We start from the raw sequence: 15,626 nt of genomic DNA on the forward strand, positions 1-15,626 counted from the left end.
AGTTTCTGTTTAAGCGTGCATTTTTTCCTGGGCAAATTTCAGCACACCTGCGCCGTCCATACGGCCATACATGCGCATGTCGATAGCGTCTACAGGAATCCCGGGCAGCAGTTCCTGAATCTTGGCTTTCTGGAAACGTACCTGGGGGCCAAGCAGGACGACATCAGAGCCGGCGGCCTTGTCTTTAGCCTCAGACGTGGGGTAAGCGGCGATTTCACATTCGAAGTTTTCACTTTCCGCGGCTTTTTGCATAGCCTTTACCAGCATGCTGGTGCTCATACCTGCGGCACAGAGTAAAGTAATCTTTTTCATAATCTATCATCCTTTCAAATATACGTTGTTATTGCTTGGGAAAAAGTTATTTACCGGGAACTGCCCGGAGGGCCGGGACGGCTCAGTTATTCAGAGCAGGTTCGCCGTCTTCTTCCTCATTGGTCTTGTCGATATCGTTGGAGCCTTCACCCATTTCCTCAGCCAGCATGGCCTTGTCCTGTGCGCGGACGAAGGGGAAGTACACAGCGGTGCTCATGGCGATGACGATAATCTGTACCACTGCACCCTGCCAGCCATTTAAGAGCAGACCGGCGATGATGGGCGGCGTGGTCCAGGGAATCTGGACGGCGCTGAACGGGCTCATGAAACCAATGGCGATGGACGCATAGGTGATGACAATCGCGAGCAGCGGTACCAGTACGAACGGAATGAGCAGGAAGGGGTTAAAGACAATCGGCAGACCGAAGATAACCGGTTCATTGATGTTGAAGAGGCCCGGCACCGTAGCCAGTTTCGTGATGGATTTCATCTGGGAGGACTTAGCGGAGAGCCAGCTGGCAATGAGTAAGCCCATGGTAATGCCGCAGCCGCCGGATTTGATGAATACATCAGTAACCTGAATGGTGATGATTTTGGCATCGGGATTACCGACAAGGCTCATACCGGCGTTGAGCATAGCCTGATTGTCAAGGGAATTGGCAATCAAAATGGGGTTCACGACACCGCCAACCACGTTGGGGCCATGAATGCCGGCCCAGAACAAAATGCTCTGGAGAGCCGCGATAATGGAACCGCCGATAAGCGTGTCGGAAAGGCCCTGCAGCGGCGTCTGTACCATAGCGAAGATGAGTTCCGGGAAGGTGGTAGCACCCACGAAGTGGCAGAGGCCGTAAATCGCAGCACCAAGCGTAAAGAGAATCATACCGGGCGTCAGAGCCTCAAAGGCTTTGGCTACACCGCCAGGAACGGCGGGCGGCATCTTGATGCCGATGTGGTTTTTCTCACAGTAGCAGAACACCCAGGAAACTACGAAACTTACGAGGATAGCGGTGATGACACCGTTGCTGCCTGCCCAGGCTTTAGGGATGATGTTATCCACAACAGCACCGCCTTCGGCTGCTACAGTGGGAGGCAGGAGAATCAGGAAAGTGGAAAGAGCGAGAATCGAGGCCATTATGGCATCACAGCCTTCGCCTTCCACATATTTGTAAGTGATAGCCAGTACGGCAATCAGAGCCAGTACGCTGAACGTTGCTCCGGAAACAGCATTTAAGGGGTCAGTCCAATTCGGGCCGAACAGGCCAGCCATAAATTCTGCATAACCAGGTATTGGCAGGTTTGCCAGCAGAAGGAATACAGAACCGCAAATGGTAAAGGGGGTAGTCATGATAAAGCCATCGCGCAGGGCGGCAACGGCACGGATTTCCGCGAAGCGCCCCATGAACTCGATGAACTTATCGAACATCTCTTGTTTGTTCATTTTGATAACTCCTTTGCAATTTTGTCTGAATAAATGCTATCTTGCCTTAAGACATGTTCACTATATCATTACTTTGGCGTTGTTTCAATAGATTGAGTCGATTGTGGTCGATTGTTTCGGGGAAAGAACAAAAAAACCGAAACGCGTGAAACAACGTTTCGGTTTTTTATTCTTTTGTTAGGATTACCATAAACGATTTTTGTCATCGGGATGGCCAAGGTAACTCTCAAATTCTGTATAGAAGTTTTCTACATCCTTGAAATGGCGGGAGAGAAGCATACTGACCATTACATCAAAGTAATAGCGGGCGCCGACACTGAAGATGTTGCCGCCCATATCCAAATACTCCAGCGTATTGGCTACATAGAGAAATTCATCGCATAGTCCGGCCAGTTCTGTTTCACGGTTTACGGAGAGCAGAATCGTTTTGATCTTGCATTTTTTCAGGATTTTCGCTGTGCGAATCAGACGCTGATTGATACCGGAGCGGCTGATGATAATAGCGGCATGACTGGGGTCTGCGACCAGTGCGGCACAAAGCTGGCTGTTCAGGGAGTTATGGGCTACGGCGGTTTTTTTCACCTGCAGGAAGTTATATACCGCCATTTGGGCGAGTGAATAATTCTGGTCGTAGGCATAGATGTCGATGATGGCCGCTTTATCCAGGATGCTTGCTATCCGTTCCATTTGGTCGGTGTCCATTTCATTCTTCGTTTCTTCAATGGCCTCGATTTCGAGCTGTGCCAGCATGCGGATGATATCGGAGGTGGAGTCCTTGTCCGTGATGGGACGGCGCATGATGTGGGAGTCACAGGGCAGCGTCCGGTTTATTTCGCTGGTAAATTTTATTTTGAATTCATTGTAGCCCTTCAGCCCCAGTTTTTGACATAACCGAAAGATGGCGGCAGGACTGGTATAGGTTTTTTCCGCCAGTTCCCGGGTCGTCATTTCGGAAATTTGGGCAGGATGGGACAGTATGTATTCGACAATGTTTTCCTCGGTGGAAGAAAAACGCTCTCCTTCCTGCATGGCTTTTAACAGACGCACGGCAAACACTCCTTCGTTTATGCTGTTTCTATTATATTAGGAATATCGGCCGATAGCAAAATTTTTATCTTCTTATCCGCATAATAAAAGACGGTTCGCCGGCTCTTGCGAGCCAGCGGACCGTCCGGATGATAAAATTTATTCGGCAATTACCGTAGAATCAACGTCTTTTGTAACTTCTCCCTTGCGGGCCAGATAGCTTTCAGTTTCAGCCACGACTACACCGGAGAGGGCAATCAGGGCAATCAGGTTCGGAATGGCCATCAGCCCGTTGACGATATCAGCCAGAATCCAGATGGCCTCCAGTTTCAGGAAACCGCCGCTGGCAATCAGGGCGATGAAGATGATACGGTACGGCATAACACCTTTGGTGCCAAACAGGTAAATGCAGGCACGTTCACCGTAGTAGTTCCAGCCAAGAATCGTGGTGAAGGCAAAGAGCACCAGAGCCACGGTAAGCAGCATGCTGCCGATATTGCCATAAGCGGTGGCAAAAGCCGCACTGGTCATAGCAGCACCAGCGGCATCGCCCTGCCATACGCCCGTGAGGACGAGAGCCAGGCCGGTCATGGTGCAGATAATCAGGGTATCGATAAAGGTACCGGTCATGGAGATAAGGCCCTGTTCAGCAGGTTCCTTGGTCTTGGCAGCTGCCGCCGCAATGGGGGCAGAACCCAGACCGGATTCGTTGGAGAACACGCCACGGGCGATACCGTTCTGCATGGCCATCATGATGGTTGAACCGGCAAAACCGCCGGCCGCTGCCGCACCTGTGAACGCGGATTCAAAGATAAGAGCCACAGCGGCAGGTACACCGTCAATATTCATGACGATAAGACCAAGGCTGATGGCAATATACATAACAGCCATAAAAGGAATAACCTTGGAGGCAACTTTGGCAATGCTTTGCAGACCGCCGATGGTGATAGCGGCGATGAGAACTGTCAGTACAAAACCTGTCAGCACCTTGGACAGGCCAAAGGAAATTTCCGCACTGTCCACAATAGCGTTGACCTGTGGGAAGGTGCCGATACCGAAATATGCCACGAGAATCGTAGCTGCAGCGAAGAACGTGGCCAGCGGTTTATATTTTTCACCCATGCCCTGACGGATATAGTACATGGGGCCGCCAGCGATGTTGCCATTGGCGTCGGTGCTGCGATACTTTACCGCCAGCAGGCCTTCGGCGTATTTGGTGGCCATACCGAAGAAAGCTGCCATCCACATCCAGAAGATAGCACCGGGGCCGCCGATTTTTACCGCGGTAGCCACACCGACGATGTTGCCAGTGCCGACCGTAGCCGCCAAAGCCACACACAGGGCTTTGAAACTGGATACATCACCTTCACCGTGATTTTTGGCCTTGAAGATAAGGGATAACGCCTTGGGCAGGCGTATTACCTGCAAAAGTTTCAGCCGCAGGGTAAGGTAAATGCCAGTGCCCACCAGCAGTGTGATAAGCGGGGGGCCCCACATAAAGGAGTCGATGGCATTAAGCATAGGGATAAATGATTCCATGAAGTGTCCTCCTTGCATGATACGAACAGGTTGCTGTCTAATGACAGTGAACATAGGTACTTCTAAAATAAGACAGTCCCTATATTATCATACAAAAAGACATTTGTCTACATAATTCCCGCCATTTTTAACAAATATTGCGCGTTGGTGGTCTGGCAGCGCCCATTCTTTATTTTATAGTCGAATTTTATCTTGTTGTCGTCGTAGTATTCCGCGAAGTGAAAATTGGTAACGGGGGTACTGTTGGGTGACTTTATATCGCATAGTTCGAAGTCGTGGGTGGATACCAGCGTGAGGCAGTATGGCTGTGTTAATCTGGCGATAGCCTCCCGGGCACCGATGATACGGTCGGCTGAATTGGTGCCCTTGAAAATTTCGTCGATGCAGATAAGCATAGGCTGTTGCTGTTTACAAAAATCCACCATCTGTTTGATACGCAACAGTTCAGCGTAAAAGGTGGAAATACCCTGACTCTGGTCATCGTGAACCTGAATGGAAGTGAAAATGTGCATAGGTGTAAAGGCAAAGCTCCGGGCACAGACCGGGGCCCCGGCGTAAGCCAGCACCAGGGAACTGGCCAGCGTACGCATATACGTCGTTTTGCCGGACATATTGGAGCCGGTGATTATGCGTGTTTCAGCCTGCATGGCCGTGTCATTGGGAACGGCCTGGTCCTCGTTCAATAACAGGGAGGTAAGGGCGGTGGCGTTTAACTGGGGCGCACTGTCCAGCAGCTGGGGAAAGGTATAACATTCGCGTGTATGTCCGGCCATGGCCAGTGACAGATAAAGCTCCATTTCGCTCCAGGACGCAAGCCAGCTTTTTAAGTGTTGCGCGGTATGCAGCTGCCAACGGCAGAACCGGGCGGCACAGTGGCAGTCCCAAAGCAGCAGGGCATTTCCGCATACGAAGAAGAAAAGATTGCGGCACATGTTCACATGGTCTGTCAGCCTGGCCAGTGTTTGTAAAGCCGGTGCTGCGCCCTGAGATAAACTATGGGTAATACTAGTCAGGGCAGGGCTTGTAAAGTTTGTTTCTCCCAGACGGATAAACAAGGTCTGATATGTATGCAGCTCCTGCTGGAGGGCGTGCAGGGGCGCAAGCATGGCCTGATTATGTTTATGGAATATCATGGCAATGGTGAATTGCAGCAGGATAAGCAGGCCGGGAATATCCCAGCCGGTCAGCTGCAAACCGGCCAGGGCAATACTGCAGGCCGTCAGCACAGGCAAAATCCAGGCCGTGCGCTGCAAAGTCCGGCTGATATGGTGCTGGCGGTCAGCGGTGATTTCCTGAACAAGAGCCGCGGTATCGTGGTTATCGGGGAGCAGACGCCCCAGGGCCTCCAGTTCTACACATAAATATGGATGGCCAAGGAGTTCTCGGACAGCTGACTGACGGCGCAGCAGTACCTCCCTGGCAGGTGGAACCGGGGAAAGGGCATGGGCCAGAGCCAGGCGGCCGCCTTTTGTACGGGCCGCACAGAGATACTGGAACAGGGAGCTCGGGCCGAAAATATGCAGGTCAACATTCTGTGGCCGCTTATTGCTGCTAAATTCCTGACCATTGACAGGCAGCTGCTGCCAGCTGTTGTCAAAGCGGCACAGATAATCGTGCAGGACTGCTATTTCGTTGTCCAGAAGTCGGAGCATTTTTTTTACCCTGTTGTGGCGGCGGATAAGCATGACAAAGGCAATGAGGAAGATGGGGGACAGCAGCAGGGCGGCCGTCAGGCCATCATAGGCACCTGCCAGGGAGAACAGCAGGGCGAAAAAGCAGATAGTCCGCTCCAGCGTCAGGCGGCTGCTTTTTTTCTGGCAGTCCTGGGCGCGGCTCAGGGCCGTATGCTGCAGATTGGCGTAAAAGCTGGCTTTCTGTTTATATGTATTATGCATGACACACGCTCTTTTCTGACCGGTCAATTGGCCTTTATTTGCTTTTATTATATGTCATATTTATGAATTGTGACAGGAGAGAAACTCTGTTATACTATTAGTCGGAGGCTATAAATATGGATAATAAAAATGCAGCCATGGCCCGTCTGCAGCAGAGTATTGACGCGATAAACAAGCGCCTGGCCATTGATTCCAACGATTTGGATTACGAAACCCATTTGCGGCAAAAGCGGCAGTTACAGCAGATTTTGGACCGCATGAAAGCCGGAGAGCAGAAATAGATTAAAATCAGTTTATTTTCAGATATAATTGTTAGAATTATAAACATCAAAAAGTCAAAGACGAAAGGATGAACACTATGTCACAGCGTATGACCATGGACGAAGTATTGAAGGAATACGGCGTGCCTCAGATAAAACTGGATATACATGCCACGCGTTCGGAATTGCTGAAACTGAGGGAGAAACTCATGGCGATTCGTGACTTGTCAAATGGCAATGAACAGGGCTATCTCGACCTTGACTGCAAATTGTATATTGACGTGGACGATATTGACCGTTATCTGTCCGGTGAGCTGGACACGGTGGGGGAAATTTACGCTTTCCCGGAAGATATAAAGTCCTACAAGGAAAATTAAACTAAAAAGGAGACAGTATTATGAAGATGAAAAAAATCCTTGCCTCCCTGATGGTGGGAGCTATGGTTATGACCACTGTACCCGTGATAAATGCAAGCTATGTTTCTACGGCTTACGCGGCCAAAGGCGGTGCCAAAATCGGCGGCGGTGCGAAGAGTGCTGCACCTAAAGCTGCACCGAAAACCAATACGCCCAGCAGCAATAACAGCACGAGCAAATCCGTTTCCGGCAACGGCGAAACCTACAAGCCGTCCAAGGACGCGAAAAGCCTGGACAAAAACGCGCCGGCAGCCAACAGCAAGAGCAATGCTAATGCCAATACCGCGGCCAATGCCCAGAGCGGCAGCCGTTGGGGCAGTGCCCTGAGAACCATTGGCTTGTTTGCCGGTGGTATGCTGCTCGGCTCTATGCTCGGTAATTTGTTCGGCAGCAGCCTGTTAGGCGATGTTTTTGGCTTAATTGCCAATGTGCTGATGCTGATGGTGGCCTTTATGGCTATTCGCTGGCTCTGGAATAAGTTCCGCAATCGCAACAAGGAAAACGTGTATGCCTCGCGGATGAATGATTACAATCGCCATAATGCGCCGGTGGATATTGCACCGCGTCAGAATAATTCAGTGCAGGATATTCAGGGGCCGTCCGGTGACTACAACGCCCGGAATACGGCTGATAAATATCGGAACCGTTAAATAGCAGCAAAAGGGAGATTTATTTTGGTTAAGGAATCGACTTTAAAATGTATAGATGATTTAATTGCCCGTTATCCGCAGCTGGCTGAGTGCCGTGCTGATTTGCAGTCCGCCGTGGAAATCATTTGCGACAGTTACCGCCAGGGACATAAACTGATTGCCTGCGGCAACGGTGGCAGTGCGTCTGACAGTGAGCATATCGTGGGTGAGCTGATGAAAGGTTTCCTGCTGAAACGGGAAATCAAGGGCGAACTGGCAGAGAAAATCCGCCAGCATTGCGGCGAAGATGCGCAGTATCTCATTGACAACCTGCAGGGAGCATTGCCGGCCCTGTCCATGGTCAATCAGGTGGCCCTCAATACGGCTTTTGCCAATGACCAGGCCCCTGATTTGTCCTTTGCCCAGCAGCTGTTAGGCATGGGCGATGACGGTGATGTCCTGCTCGGTATATCCACCTCCGGCAACTCCACCAATGTCATTTACGCTTTGGAAATGGCCAAGGTCAAGGGCGTGAAATCAATTGCACTGCTTGGACACAGCGGCGGCAAAATCAAGGCCCGGGGACTGGCTGATGTCAATATCTGCGTGCCCGAGGACGAAACATATAAAATTCAGGAATTGCACCTGCCGGTTTACCACATGCTGTGCATTGCCGTGGAGAACGAATTCTTCGGCGAAGGCTGAAATATTGATTTTTCTCGTGAAAAATGATATGATAAGCACAAGAAAGGCTACCGGTGACGGTCAGCCCTACATAAGAAAAACGATGATAAGAATCGCCGCCTTCAGATTGCAGGTCCAGAGGCGGCTTTTCTTATGCCTTTATGGTTATTACAAGCGCAAGAACTAAAATCAGTATCAGATAAAAGTCATATCTACTCATCGTTCAGCGCCCCTTCCCAGGGCCATAGATTAACCGCCACCGTTCGGTAGCCATGCAAACAGTATAGCATACTGGCAGGAATTATTCTATATGACGGCGAATTATACCAATATATGTACTAATCTAAGGGAGGCATTATCTATGATTATTCCGGAAAAGAATCTGATGAAACTGGCCAATGGCAGTGATGTGCGTGGCGTGGCTATTGAAGGTGTGGCTGATGAGCCTGTAACCCTCAGCACTGACGCGGCCAATGTTATTACCAGTGGTTTCCTGGATTTCCTGGCTGAAAAGACCGGCAAGAAGAAAAAGGATTTGCGTGTAGCTGTTGGCCATGATTCCCGGCTGTCTGCCGGCGACCTCAAACACGCCGTATTAAACGCCCTGACGGCGGCAGGCGTGGTGGCAGTGGACTGCGGCCTGGCGTCTACACCGGCTATGTTCATGTCCATTGTGTTCCCGGAAACAAAGATGGATGGTTCCATCATGATTACGGCCAGCCATCTGCCCTACAACCGCAATGGCCTGAAATTCTTCACCAAGGATGGCGGCGTGGAACATGACGATGTAATCGCTATCCTCAAAAATGCCTCCCGTAACCCTGTAGTAACCGGCGACCTGACCAAGGTGCAGAAATATGACCTCATTGAACGTTACGGTCATCACCTCCGCAAGAAGATTCGTCAGGCTTTGGGCGGCGAAAACGAACCCTTAAAGGGCATGCACATTGTTGTAGACGCCGGCAACGGCGCCGGTGGTTTCTTTGCCACGCAGGTGCTGAGCCGCTTGGGTGCCAACACCGCCGGCAGCGTATTCTTAGAGCCGGACGGACACTTCCCAAATCACATTCCAAACCCGGAAAACAAGCAGGCTATGGCCGCTATCAAAAAAGCTGTGCTGGACAGCCATGCTGACCTCGGCCTTATCTTTGATACGGACGTTGACCGCATGAGCGCCGTGCTGAAAAACGGCAAAGAAATCAGCCGCAACGCGCTGATTGCCATGATGGCCGCTATTCTGGCCCCGGATTATCCCGGCAGCACCATTATCACTGACTCTGTTACGAGTGATGAGCTGACGGTATTCCTCGAAAAGGAACTCAGCCTTAAACACCTGCGTTATATGCGCGGCTACAAGAATGTCATTGACGAATGTATCCGCCAGAACAAAGCTGGAACTGTTTCGCCGCTGGCTATTGAAACCTCCGGTCACGGTGCACTTTCGGAAAACTATTATCTTGATGATGGCGCTTATCTGGCAGTTAAACTGCTGATTGCTGCCGCCAAGGCCAAAGCCAAGGGCAAGAAACTGTCTGACCTGGTAGCCAAGCTGGGTGAGCCGGTAGAAAGCCAGGAATTCCGCCTGAAAATCAAGGGTGAAGAAAACTTCCGTGCTTATGGTGACGATGTTCTCAAACAGTTTGAGGAAAGAGCACAAGCTGCCGGCATTAAGATTGCTAAACCTTCCTACGAAGGTGTGCGCTTAGTGTTCGCTGACGGCTGGGCCCTGCTCCGTATGTCCCTCCATGACCCCAATATGCCGCTGAACATCGAAAGCCGCAAAGCCGGCGGTGTCAAAGTTATCGCTGACAAGGTCAAGGAACTGCTGGCAGGCTTTAACAGCCTTGATATGAGCGTGTTTGAAAAATAATAGATAAGTAAACACAAGTGGGAAAAGCTGTTTGTTTTTTATGACAGAGCTTTTCCCACTTTTTTATTGGCTGTCAGCGTGAGGATATATCGGTTGTGGCGGTTTAGTACCTGCTTGCAAGACAGGGTATAGCTTTTCTGCTATAATAAGGGGTGGTTTCTTTTAGAAAGGAATGACGATATGAATCAACATAGAATCACTCCCTTGACGGAGAGTGGGCTGCTGACGGCATTGTCGGTAGTACTGGCGCTGGCGGCGATTTACCTGCCGGTGGTGGGGTTCCTGGTAGTGCTGTTGTGGCCTTTGCCTCTGGTGGTGCTGGTGGTCCGGCATGGCCTGCGTTATGGCGTGATGGCGGCGGCAGTGGCTGGTTTGCTGGTGGGGATACTGGTTGAACCGCTGCTGGCTTTGCGGCTGATACTGGCCTTTGGCCCGGCAGGTATTATTCTGGGGCTGGCGTTTCGGCGCAGGACTTCCGGTGTATGGGCCTTTGGGGCAACTTTGGGAGCAGCGATACTGGGCCAGATAATGGCCGTGCTGCTGTTACTGGCAGTTACCAATATCAATCCTTTGACGGCGCAGGTGGATATGCTGCAGTCGTCCTTTGATACCTCGCTGCAGCTTTACGCGGATATGGGGCTGGACGAAGAACAGCTGGCCAAAACCAAAGCTGATATTCAGGAAGGCATCAAGATGCTTACCTATCTGTTCCCCCTGGTATTTATCCTGACGGGGCTGTTGTATGCGGCGGTGGCGTACAGTACGGGCAGCCGGGTTTTACGGCGGCTGGGACATGATGTTCCCCAGTTTCCGCCCTTTGCTGAGTGGCGTCTGCCGCAGGCGTTTTTGTACCTGTTCGGGTTTGCCCTGGTGGGGCTGTACTGGGGCGGTACAAGGCAGATTACCCTGCTGTACGAAATATCCCTGAATGCTAATGTCCTGGCGATTTTAGCCGGCCTGCTGCAAGGTATGGTGCTCATACACTGCCTGCTGCGGCATTACAAAGTGATTATTCCCTTGCGGATTGTCGTTTATGTATTCGTAATTATGACTCCGTTTTTGGCGCAGGTTACGGCCATGACCGGACTTATCGATATGTTGTTTGACTATCGGCGGCGTTTTTCTGCGCGGGGGAAGAAATGAGGTGGACTAAATGCCACGCAATTTATCGGCATGGATAGATTTGACAATACATCTGGTGATAATGCTGGTGCTTATCGGTGTACTGTCTTACTATAATTTTTACATTGCGGCCATCGCGGCTGTGGTATGGCTGGCCCTGGCGTCTTTTGCCCGGGAACGCTGTACGGACAGAGCGCGGCGCTTTGAGCGTTATTGCCGTAATGTGGTGCGCAATATCAATGAAATGCTCAATTATGCCGTGGATGAACTGCCGCAGGCCATCGTTATTGTCAACGAGGACGGGCGGATCCAGTGGTGTAATGACAGAATAACGGCCTATCTGCCGGAAAAGCCCGAGCAGGATACGGACATAAAGGATGTCTGGCCGGGGGTAATTGTCGCGCCTGTCTGGGGACAGGAGGGCGAGTATGTTTTTGCCCATGAGGACAAGTACTATCATGTATACTACCATCCGGTGAAGATGGCACCGCGGCAGGAACCGCTGATGACGCTGTATATTCAGGATGTTACCAGTCATGAGCAGCTGAAAAACACTTATCAGCAGAGCCGGACGGTGCTGGTTTATATCCAGATTGACAACTATGATGAAGTCATGCAGGGGCAGACGGAGGCCGAACGTACCTCACTGTTGCTGGCGGTCAATCAGACCATTGACAAGTGGATGAAAAATCTGGGCGGCTTTATGCGCCGGGTGTCAGAGGACCTGTATGTGGTAATTCTGACGCGTGAGGGGCTCGACCAGGCGCTGAATGAAAAGTTTGATGTTCTGGACAAGGCGCGGCAGCTGCAAAATACCAACCGCCTGCCGGTTACATTGTCCATGGGTATCGCGGTGGCTGAGAACCAGACGATGGCGGAACTCGGCGCACAGGCACAGGCCGGTCTTGACCTGGCACTGGGCCGTGGCGGTGACCAGGTGGCCGTGATGATGAATGGCAAGACGCAGTTCTTTGGCGGCCGGGCCAAGGCCGTGGAAAAACATACCCGTGTCAAGGCCCGTGTGGTGGCGCATGCTATCCGGGAAATCATGGAAGGTGCCGATGAAATCTACATCATGGGCCATCATAATGAGGATTTTGACTGCTTTGGGGCGGCCATGGGTGTGGCCAAAATGGCCCGTCAGCTGGAAAAGCCTTATCATATTGTGCTGTCGGATATGAACGATGGCATTGATAAATTCCTGGAATTGTTAAAGGAAAAGGAAGAGTACGCAGATGTTTTTGTGCATGCGGAGGATATTAAGAACTCCACGGCGCTGAACCCTGTACTCATCGTGGTGGATACGCATATCCCCCATCTGGTGGCGGATCCCACCTTACTCGACCGTGTTCATCAGGTGGTTGTTATCGACCATCATCGCCGCAGTGAAAACTTTATCAAGAGCCCTCTGCTGGTGTACATAGAACCGGCGGCCAGCTCCACCAGTGAGCTGATTACGGAGCTTTTGATGTACTTCGGTGATGATATACGGTTAGGTCGTTTGGACGCTACGGCGCTCTATTCCGGTATCGTGGTCGATACGAAAAACTTTGCGGTGCAGACCGGTGTGCGTACCTTTGATGCGGCGGCTTTCCTGCGGCGCAGCGGTGCTGACCCGGTTATGGTACGTCATCTGTTCCGTTCTGACTACGATACGACCGTGGCCCTGGCGCGCACGAAGTCCCGGGCAGAGTTGTACCCGGGCGGCCTGATTATCGCGACGATTCCGGAGCGCATGAACAACATTCAGGTGATTGCGGCGCAGGCGGCGGATTCACTGCTGCGCATTGAAAATGTCCGCATGAGCATTTTGATTTTCCAGCTGACGGAAGACACTGTGGGGCTAAGTGCCCGTTCTACCGGCGAGCTGAACGTGCAGGTCATCATGGAATCCTTTGGCGGCGGCGGCCATCAGAATGTGGCCGGGGCGCAGATAAAGGGCGGCAGCCTGGCGGCAATCAAGGCTAAAGTCATAGAAGTTAGTGAAAAATATATTGAGGAGAATGATAAAGATGAAAGTAATTCTGCAACAGGACGTTAAAAAATTGGGCAAGAAGGGCGAAATCGTAGAGGTTTCCGAAGGCTACGGCCGCAACTTCCTCCTGCCGCGCAAGGCCGCTGTACTGGCTACGGCCGAAAATATGAATGTAGCCAAGGCTCAGGCCGGCTCCAAGGCCCGTAAAGAGGCGATGGCCACGGACGAGGCCAAGCTGATGGCTGCCCAGCTCGAAAAGGTTTCCGTAACCATTCCGGTGAAAATCGGTGAGAACGGTAAGCTCTTTGGTTCGGTAACGGGCAAGGATGTGGCAGACGCACTGAAAAAAGAAAATATCGATATTGACCGCCGCAAAATCACCATTCAGGGCGATGTAACCGGCACAGGCACTTATGAGGCGGTTATCAAGGTTCATCCGTCTATAACGAGCAAAATCAAGGTTAATGTAGTGGCAGGCTGATATGAATCTACTAGACTTTATTCGCAAATTTTTTACGAAAAAGCAGGAGCAGGCATTGCCTGCTCCTGTTTCACATGACCAGCCGCTGGACAGGCAGATAGACGCCCTGTACGCGATTCTGGTAGATGTGATGGGGACGGAAAAGCTGGTCATTAAGGCCGGCAAGATGAAGGCGCTGTCCCTGATGCGGTCGGAAAACCGCTGTGAGCGCGTGCTGGCCCTGCAGCGTATTTTGGGGGAGGACCCGCTTATTGCTCCTGCCCCGAAGGAAGAGCAGCTGCCTTCCATACTGGAGGCCCTGTCAGAACGGGTGGCCGATATCGTCGCCCGGCGGAATGTGGAGGACAGCATTGAAAAAAAGGTCAATGAAAAAATGGAAAAAGACCATGCGGACTACGTCAATGACATACGTCAGCAGGTTATGAAAGATGAAAAAGGCGGCAATGAAAGTCCGCAGGATAAGGAAAAAATGGCCAAGCTGGAGAAACTGGAAAGCATTAAGCTCACCCAGTCCATTATGGAACTGCTGCGGCCGCAGGATTTTTCGGAAATCGTGGGGCAGGAACGGGCAGTCAAGTCCCTGATGGCCAAGCTCAGCTCGCCTTATCCGCAGCACTTGCTCCTGTACGGGCCGCCTGGTGTGGGCAAGACCACAGCTGCCAGACTGGTGCTGGAGGCGGCCAAGAAAAAGGCGGTATCTCCGTTTGGCGAGGAGGCTCCCTTTGTAGAAACAGACGGTACAACCTTGCGCTGGGACCCACGGGATATTACCAATCCCCTGCTCGGTTCCGTCCATGACCCCATCTATCAGGGCGCGCAAAAGACCTTGGCGGACAGCGGTATTCCCGAACCCAAGCCGGGGCTGGTTACCGACGCCCACGGCGGCATTTTGTTTATCGATGAAATCGGGGAAATGGACGAAATGCTGCAAAATAAGCTGCTTAAGGTGCTGGAAGATAAGCGCGCCTATTTTGAGTCGGCCTATTATGACCCGACGGATAAGAAGGTGCCGCCCTATATCAAAAAGCTGTTTGAGGAAGGTGCTCCGGCAGATTTCGTGCTGATTGGGGCAACCACCCGTGATGCCGGGCATATCAATCCGGCCCTGCGCTCACGCTGCGCGGAGATTTACTTTGAACCGCTGACGCCCAAGCATATACAGCAGATAGTCCGCAATGCAGCCGCCAAGCTGCAGGTGACGGTCAGTGATGAAGTGGCGGAGCTTATCAGTGAGTACACCATTGAAGGGCGCAAGGCTATCAATATTTTAGCTGACGCCTACAGCCTGGCGCTCGACCGCTGCGGCGTAGGCGACGAATTCAAAGTCGAGGACCTCGGCACGGAAAATGGCCCTGTTGTGGAAATCAGCAAGGCTGATATCTACGAGGTGACGCAGGTCAGCCGTCTGACGCCTTATGTGACGAAAAAGGCGGCGGATACAGCTGTGCAGGGACATATTTTTGGTCTGGGCGTGGCCGGCTTTTTAGGCTCGGCCATCGAGATTGAGGCCGTAGCTTTTCCGGCGGCGGAAAAGGGCAAGGGGACGGTGCGGTTCAATGAAACCGCCGGTTCCATGGCCAAGGATTCTGTCTTTAACGCGGCCTCAGTTATGCGGCAGCTCACGGGCAAGGATTTGCACGATTACGATGTTCACATCAATGTGATTGGCGGCGGTAATATCGACGGGCCCAGTGCCGGTACGGCCATTTTGGCGGTTATCACCAGTGCTGTGACCGGGCGGAAAATCCGGCAGGATGTGGCGGTGACCGGGGAGATTTCCCTGGCCGGACGGGTGCGTCCGGTAGGCGGCGTCTTTGAAAAGGCCTATGGCGCCAAGCAGGCAGGAATTAAAACATTGGTCATTCCGCAGGAAAACAGCAAGGATATCCCGAAAGAACATTTAGGACTGGATATTCATCCCGTCGCGACGGCCGAAGAGGCGTTTAACTATATCTTCCAGCCAGAGGAGTAAGGAA

At 51.8% G+C, this 15,626-nt stretch carries 14 protein-coding genes; 9 read left to right on the top strand and 5 right to left on the bottom strand.

Going from position 1 to position 15,626, the window contains the following annotated elements; genetic code table 11:
- Positions 1–9: 9 nt before the first annotated feature.
- The 5 genes from DL94_RS0112680 to DL94_RS0112700 all read right to left on the bottom strand — a co-directional run bounded on the left by DL94_RS0112680 (position 10) and on the right by DL94_RS0112700 (position 6,213).
- Positions 10–312, bottom strand: a complete 303-nt coding sequence (locus DL94_RS0112680) for a PTS sugar transporter subunit IIB (RefSeq protein ID WP_028130478.1) — start codon at positions 310–312, stop codon at positions 10–12.
- A gap of 82 nt (positions 313–394) precedes the next feature.
- The gene (locus DL94_RS0112685) at positions 395–1,753 is read right to left on the bottom strand and encodes a PTS sugar transporter subunit IIC (RefSeq protein WP_028130479.1); all 1,359 of its coding nucleotides are present in this window, start codon (positions 1,751–1,753) and stop codon (positions 395–397) included.
- Between the two features lie 183 nt (positions 1,754–1,936).
- Positions 1,937–2,800: a MurR/RpiR family transcriptional regulator gene (locus DL94_RS0112690; RefSeq protein WP_028130480.1), complete on the bottom strand. Its 864-nt coding sequence runs from the start codon at positions 2,798–2,800 to the stop codon at positions 1,937–1,939.
- 138 nt (positions 2,801–2,938) lie between these two features.
- Positions 2,939–4,318 carry an alanine/glycine:cation symporter family protein gene (locus DL94_RS0112695; protein ID WP_028130481.1) on the bottom strand — a complete coding sequence of 460 codons (1,380 nt, stop codon included), beginning with the start codon at positions 4,316–4,318 and terminating at the stop codon, positions 2,939–2,941.
- Between the two features lie 107 nt (positions 4,319–4,425).
- Complete coding sequence (locus tag DL94_RS0112700) at positions 4,426–6,213, bottom strand: MutS-related protein (RefSeq protein ID WP_028130482.1); 1,788 nt, start codon at positions 6,211–6,213, stop codon at positions 4,426–4,428.
- Between the two features lie 116 nt (positions 6,214–6,329).
- Here DL94_RS0112700 and DL94_RS0112705 point away from each other — a divergent pair, with 116 nt between their 5' ends.
- From DL94_RS0112705 to lonC, 9 genes are all read left to right on the top strand, one after another.
- Entirely contained in the window at positions 6,330–6,494 is a 165-nt protein-coding gene (locus DL94_RS0112705) for a hypothetical protein (RefSeq protein ID WP_028130483.1), read from the top strand.
- 77 nt (positions 6,495–6,571) lie between these two features.
- The gene (locus tag DL94_RS0112710) at positions 6,572–6,850 is read left to right on the top strand and encodes a hypothetical protein (protein ID WP_028130484.1); all 279 of its coding nucleotides are present in this window, start codon (positions 6,572–6,574) and stop codon (positions 6,848–6,850) included.
- A 20-nt stretch (positions 6,851–6,870) separates the two neighbouring features.
- On the top strand, positions 6,871–7,539 hold the full coding sequence (locus DL94_RS0112715; RefSeq protein WP_028130485.1) for a hypothetical protein: 669 nt from the start codon (positions 6,871–6,873) through the stop codon (positions 7,537–7,539).
- 24 nt (positions 7,540–7,563) lie between these two features.
- Complete coding sequence (locus DL94_RS0112720) at positions 7,564–8,223, top strand: D-sedoheptulose-7-phosphate isomerase (protein ID WP_028130486.1); 660 nt, start codon at positions 7,564–7,566, stop codon at positions 8,221–8,223.
- Positions 8,224–8,563: 340 nt separating this feature from the next.
- Positions 8,564–10,072: a phosphohexomutase domain-containing protein gene (locus DL94_RS0112725; protein ID WP_028130487.1), complete on the top strand. Its 1,509-nt coding sequence runs from the start codon at positions 8,564–8,566 to the stop codon at positions 10,070–10,072.
- A gap of 180 nt (positions 10,073–10,252) precedes the next feature.
- Positions 10,253–11,215, top strand: coding sequence for a YybS family protein (locus DL94_RS0112730; RefSeq protein ID WP_028130488.1), 963 nt, complete (start codon positions 10,253–10,255; stop codon positions 11,213–11,215).
- Between the two features lie 10 nt (positions 11,216–11,225).
- A complete protein-coding gene (locus DL94_RS0112735) occupies positions 11,226–13,235 on the top strand; it encodes a DHH family phosphoesterase (protein WP_028130489.1) in 2,010 nt (669 codons plus the stop codon).
- Positions 13,207–13,650 carry a 50S ribosomal protein L9 gene (gene rplI, locus DL94_RS0112740; RefSeq protein WP_028130490.1) on the top strand — a complete coding sequence of 148 codons (444 nt, stop codon included), beginning with the start codon at positions 13,207–13,209 and terminating at the stop codon, positions 13,648–13,650. The genes DL94_RS0112735 and rplI overlap by 29 nt, the downstream gene beginning before the upstream one ends.
- Position 13,651: 1 nt before the next feature.
- The gene (gene lonC, locus DL94_RS0112745) at positions 13,652–15,622 is read left to right on the top strand and encodes a Lon family ATP-dependent protease (protein ID WP_028130491.1); all 1,971 of its coding nucleotides are present in this window, start codon (positions 13,652–13,654) and stop codon (positions 15,620–15,622) included.
- Positions 15,623–15,626 lie beyond the last annotated feature (4 nt).

It is taken from the genome of Selenomonas sp. AE3005 (genome assembly GCF_000686945.1).
In the GTDB taxonomy this organism is placed as follows: Bacteria; Bacillota; Negativicutes; order Selenomonadales; family Selenomonadaceae; genus Selenomonas_A.

Excerpts from the sequence above, each read along its gene's own strand:
- DL94_RS0112730 (WP_028130488.1), top strand. The coding sequence starts at position 10,253 with ATGAATCAACATAGAATCACTCCCTTGACGGAGAGTGGGCTGCTGACG.
- DL94_RS0112705 (WP_028130483.1), top strand. The coding sequence starts at position 6,330 with ATGGATAATAAAAATGCAGCCATGGCCCGTCTGCAGCAGAGTATTGAC.
- DL94_RS0112710 (WP_028130484.1), top strand. The coding sequence starts at position 6,572 with ATGTCACAGCGTATGACCATGGACGAAGTATTGAAGGAATACGGCGTG.
- DL94_RS0112685 (WP_028130479.1), bottom strand. The coding sequence starts at position 1,753 with ATGAACAAACAAGAGATGTTCGATAAGTTCATCGAGTTCATGGGGCGC.
- DL94_RS0112680 (WP_028130478.1), bottom strand. The coding sequence starts at position 312 with ATGAAAAAGATTACTTTACTCTGTGCCGCAGGTATGAGCACCAGCATG.
- DL94_RS0112725 (WP_028130487.1), top strand. The coding sequence starts at position 8,564 with ATGATTATTCCGGAAAAGAATCTGATGAAACTGGCCAATGGCAGTGAT.
- lonC (WP_028130491.1), top strand. The coding sequence starts at position 13,652 with ATGAATCTACTAGACTTTATTCGCAAATTTTTTACGAAAAAGCAGGAG.
- DL94_RS0112715 (WP_028130485.1), top strand. The coding sequence starts at position 6,871 with ATGAAGATGAAAAAAATCCTTGCCTCCCTGATGGTGGGAGCTATGGTT.
- DL94_RS0112695 (WP_028130481.1), bottom strand. The coding sequence starts at position 4,318 with ATGGAATCATTTATCCCTATGCTTAATGCCATCGACTCCTTTATGTGG.
- DL94_RS0112735 (WP_028130489.1), top strand. The coding sequence starts at position 11,226 with ATGCCACGCAATTTATCGGCATGGATAGATTTGACAATACATCTGGTG.
- DL94_RS0112700 (WP_028130482.1), bottom strand. The coding sequence starts at position 6,213 with ATGCATAATACATATAAACAGAAAGCCAGCTTTTACGCCAATCTGCAG.
- rplI (WP_028130490.1), top strand. The coding sequence starts at position 13,207 with ATGAAAGTAATTCTGCAACAGGACGTTAAAAAATTGGGCAAGAAGGGC.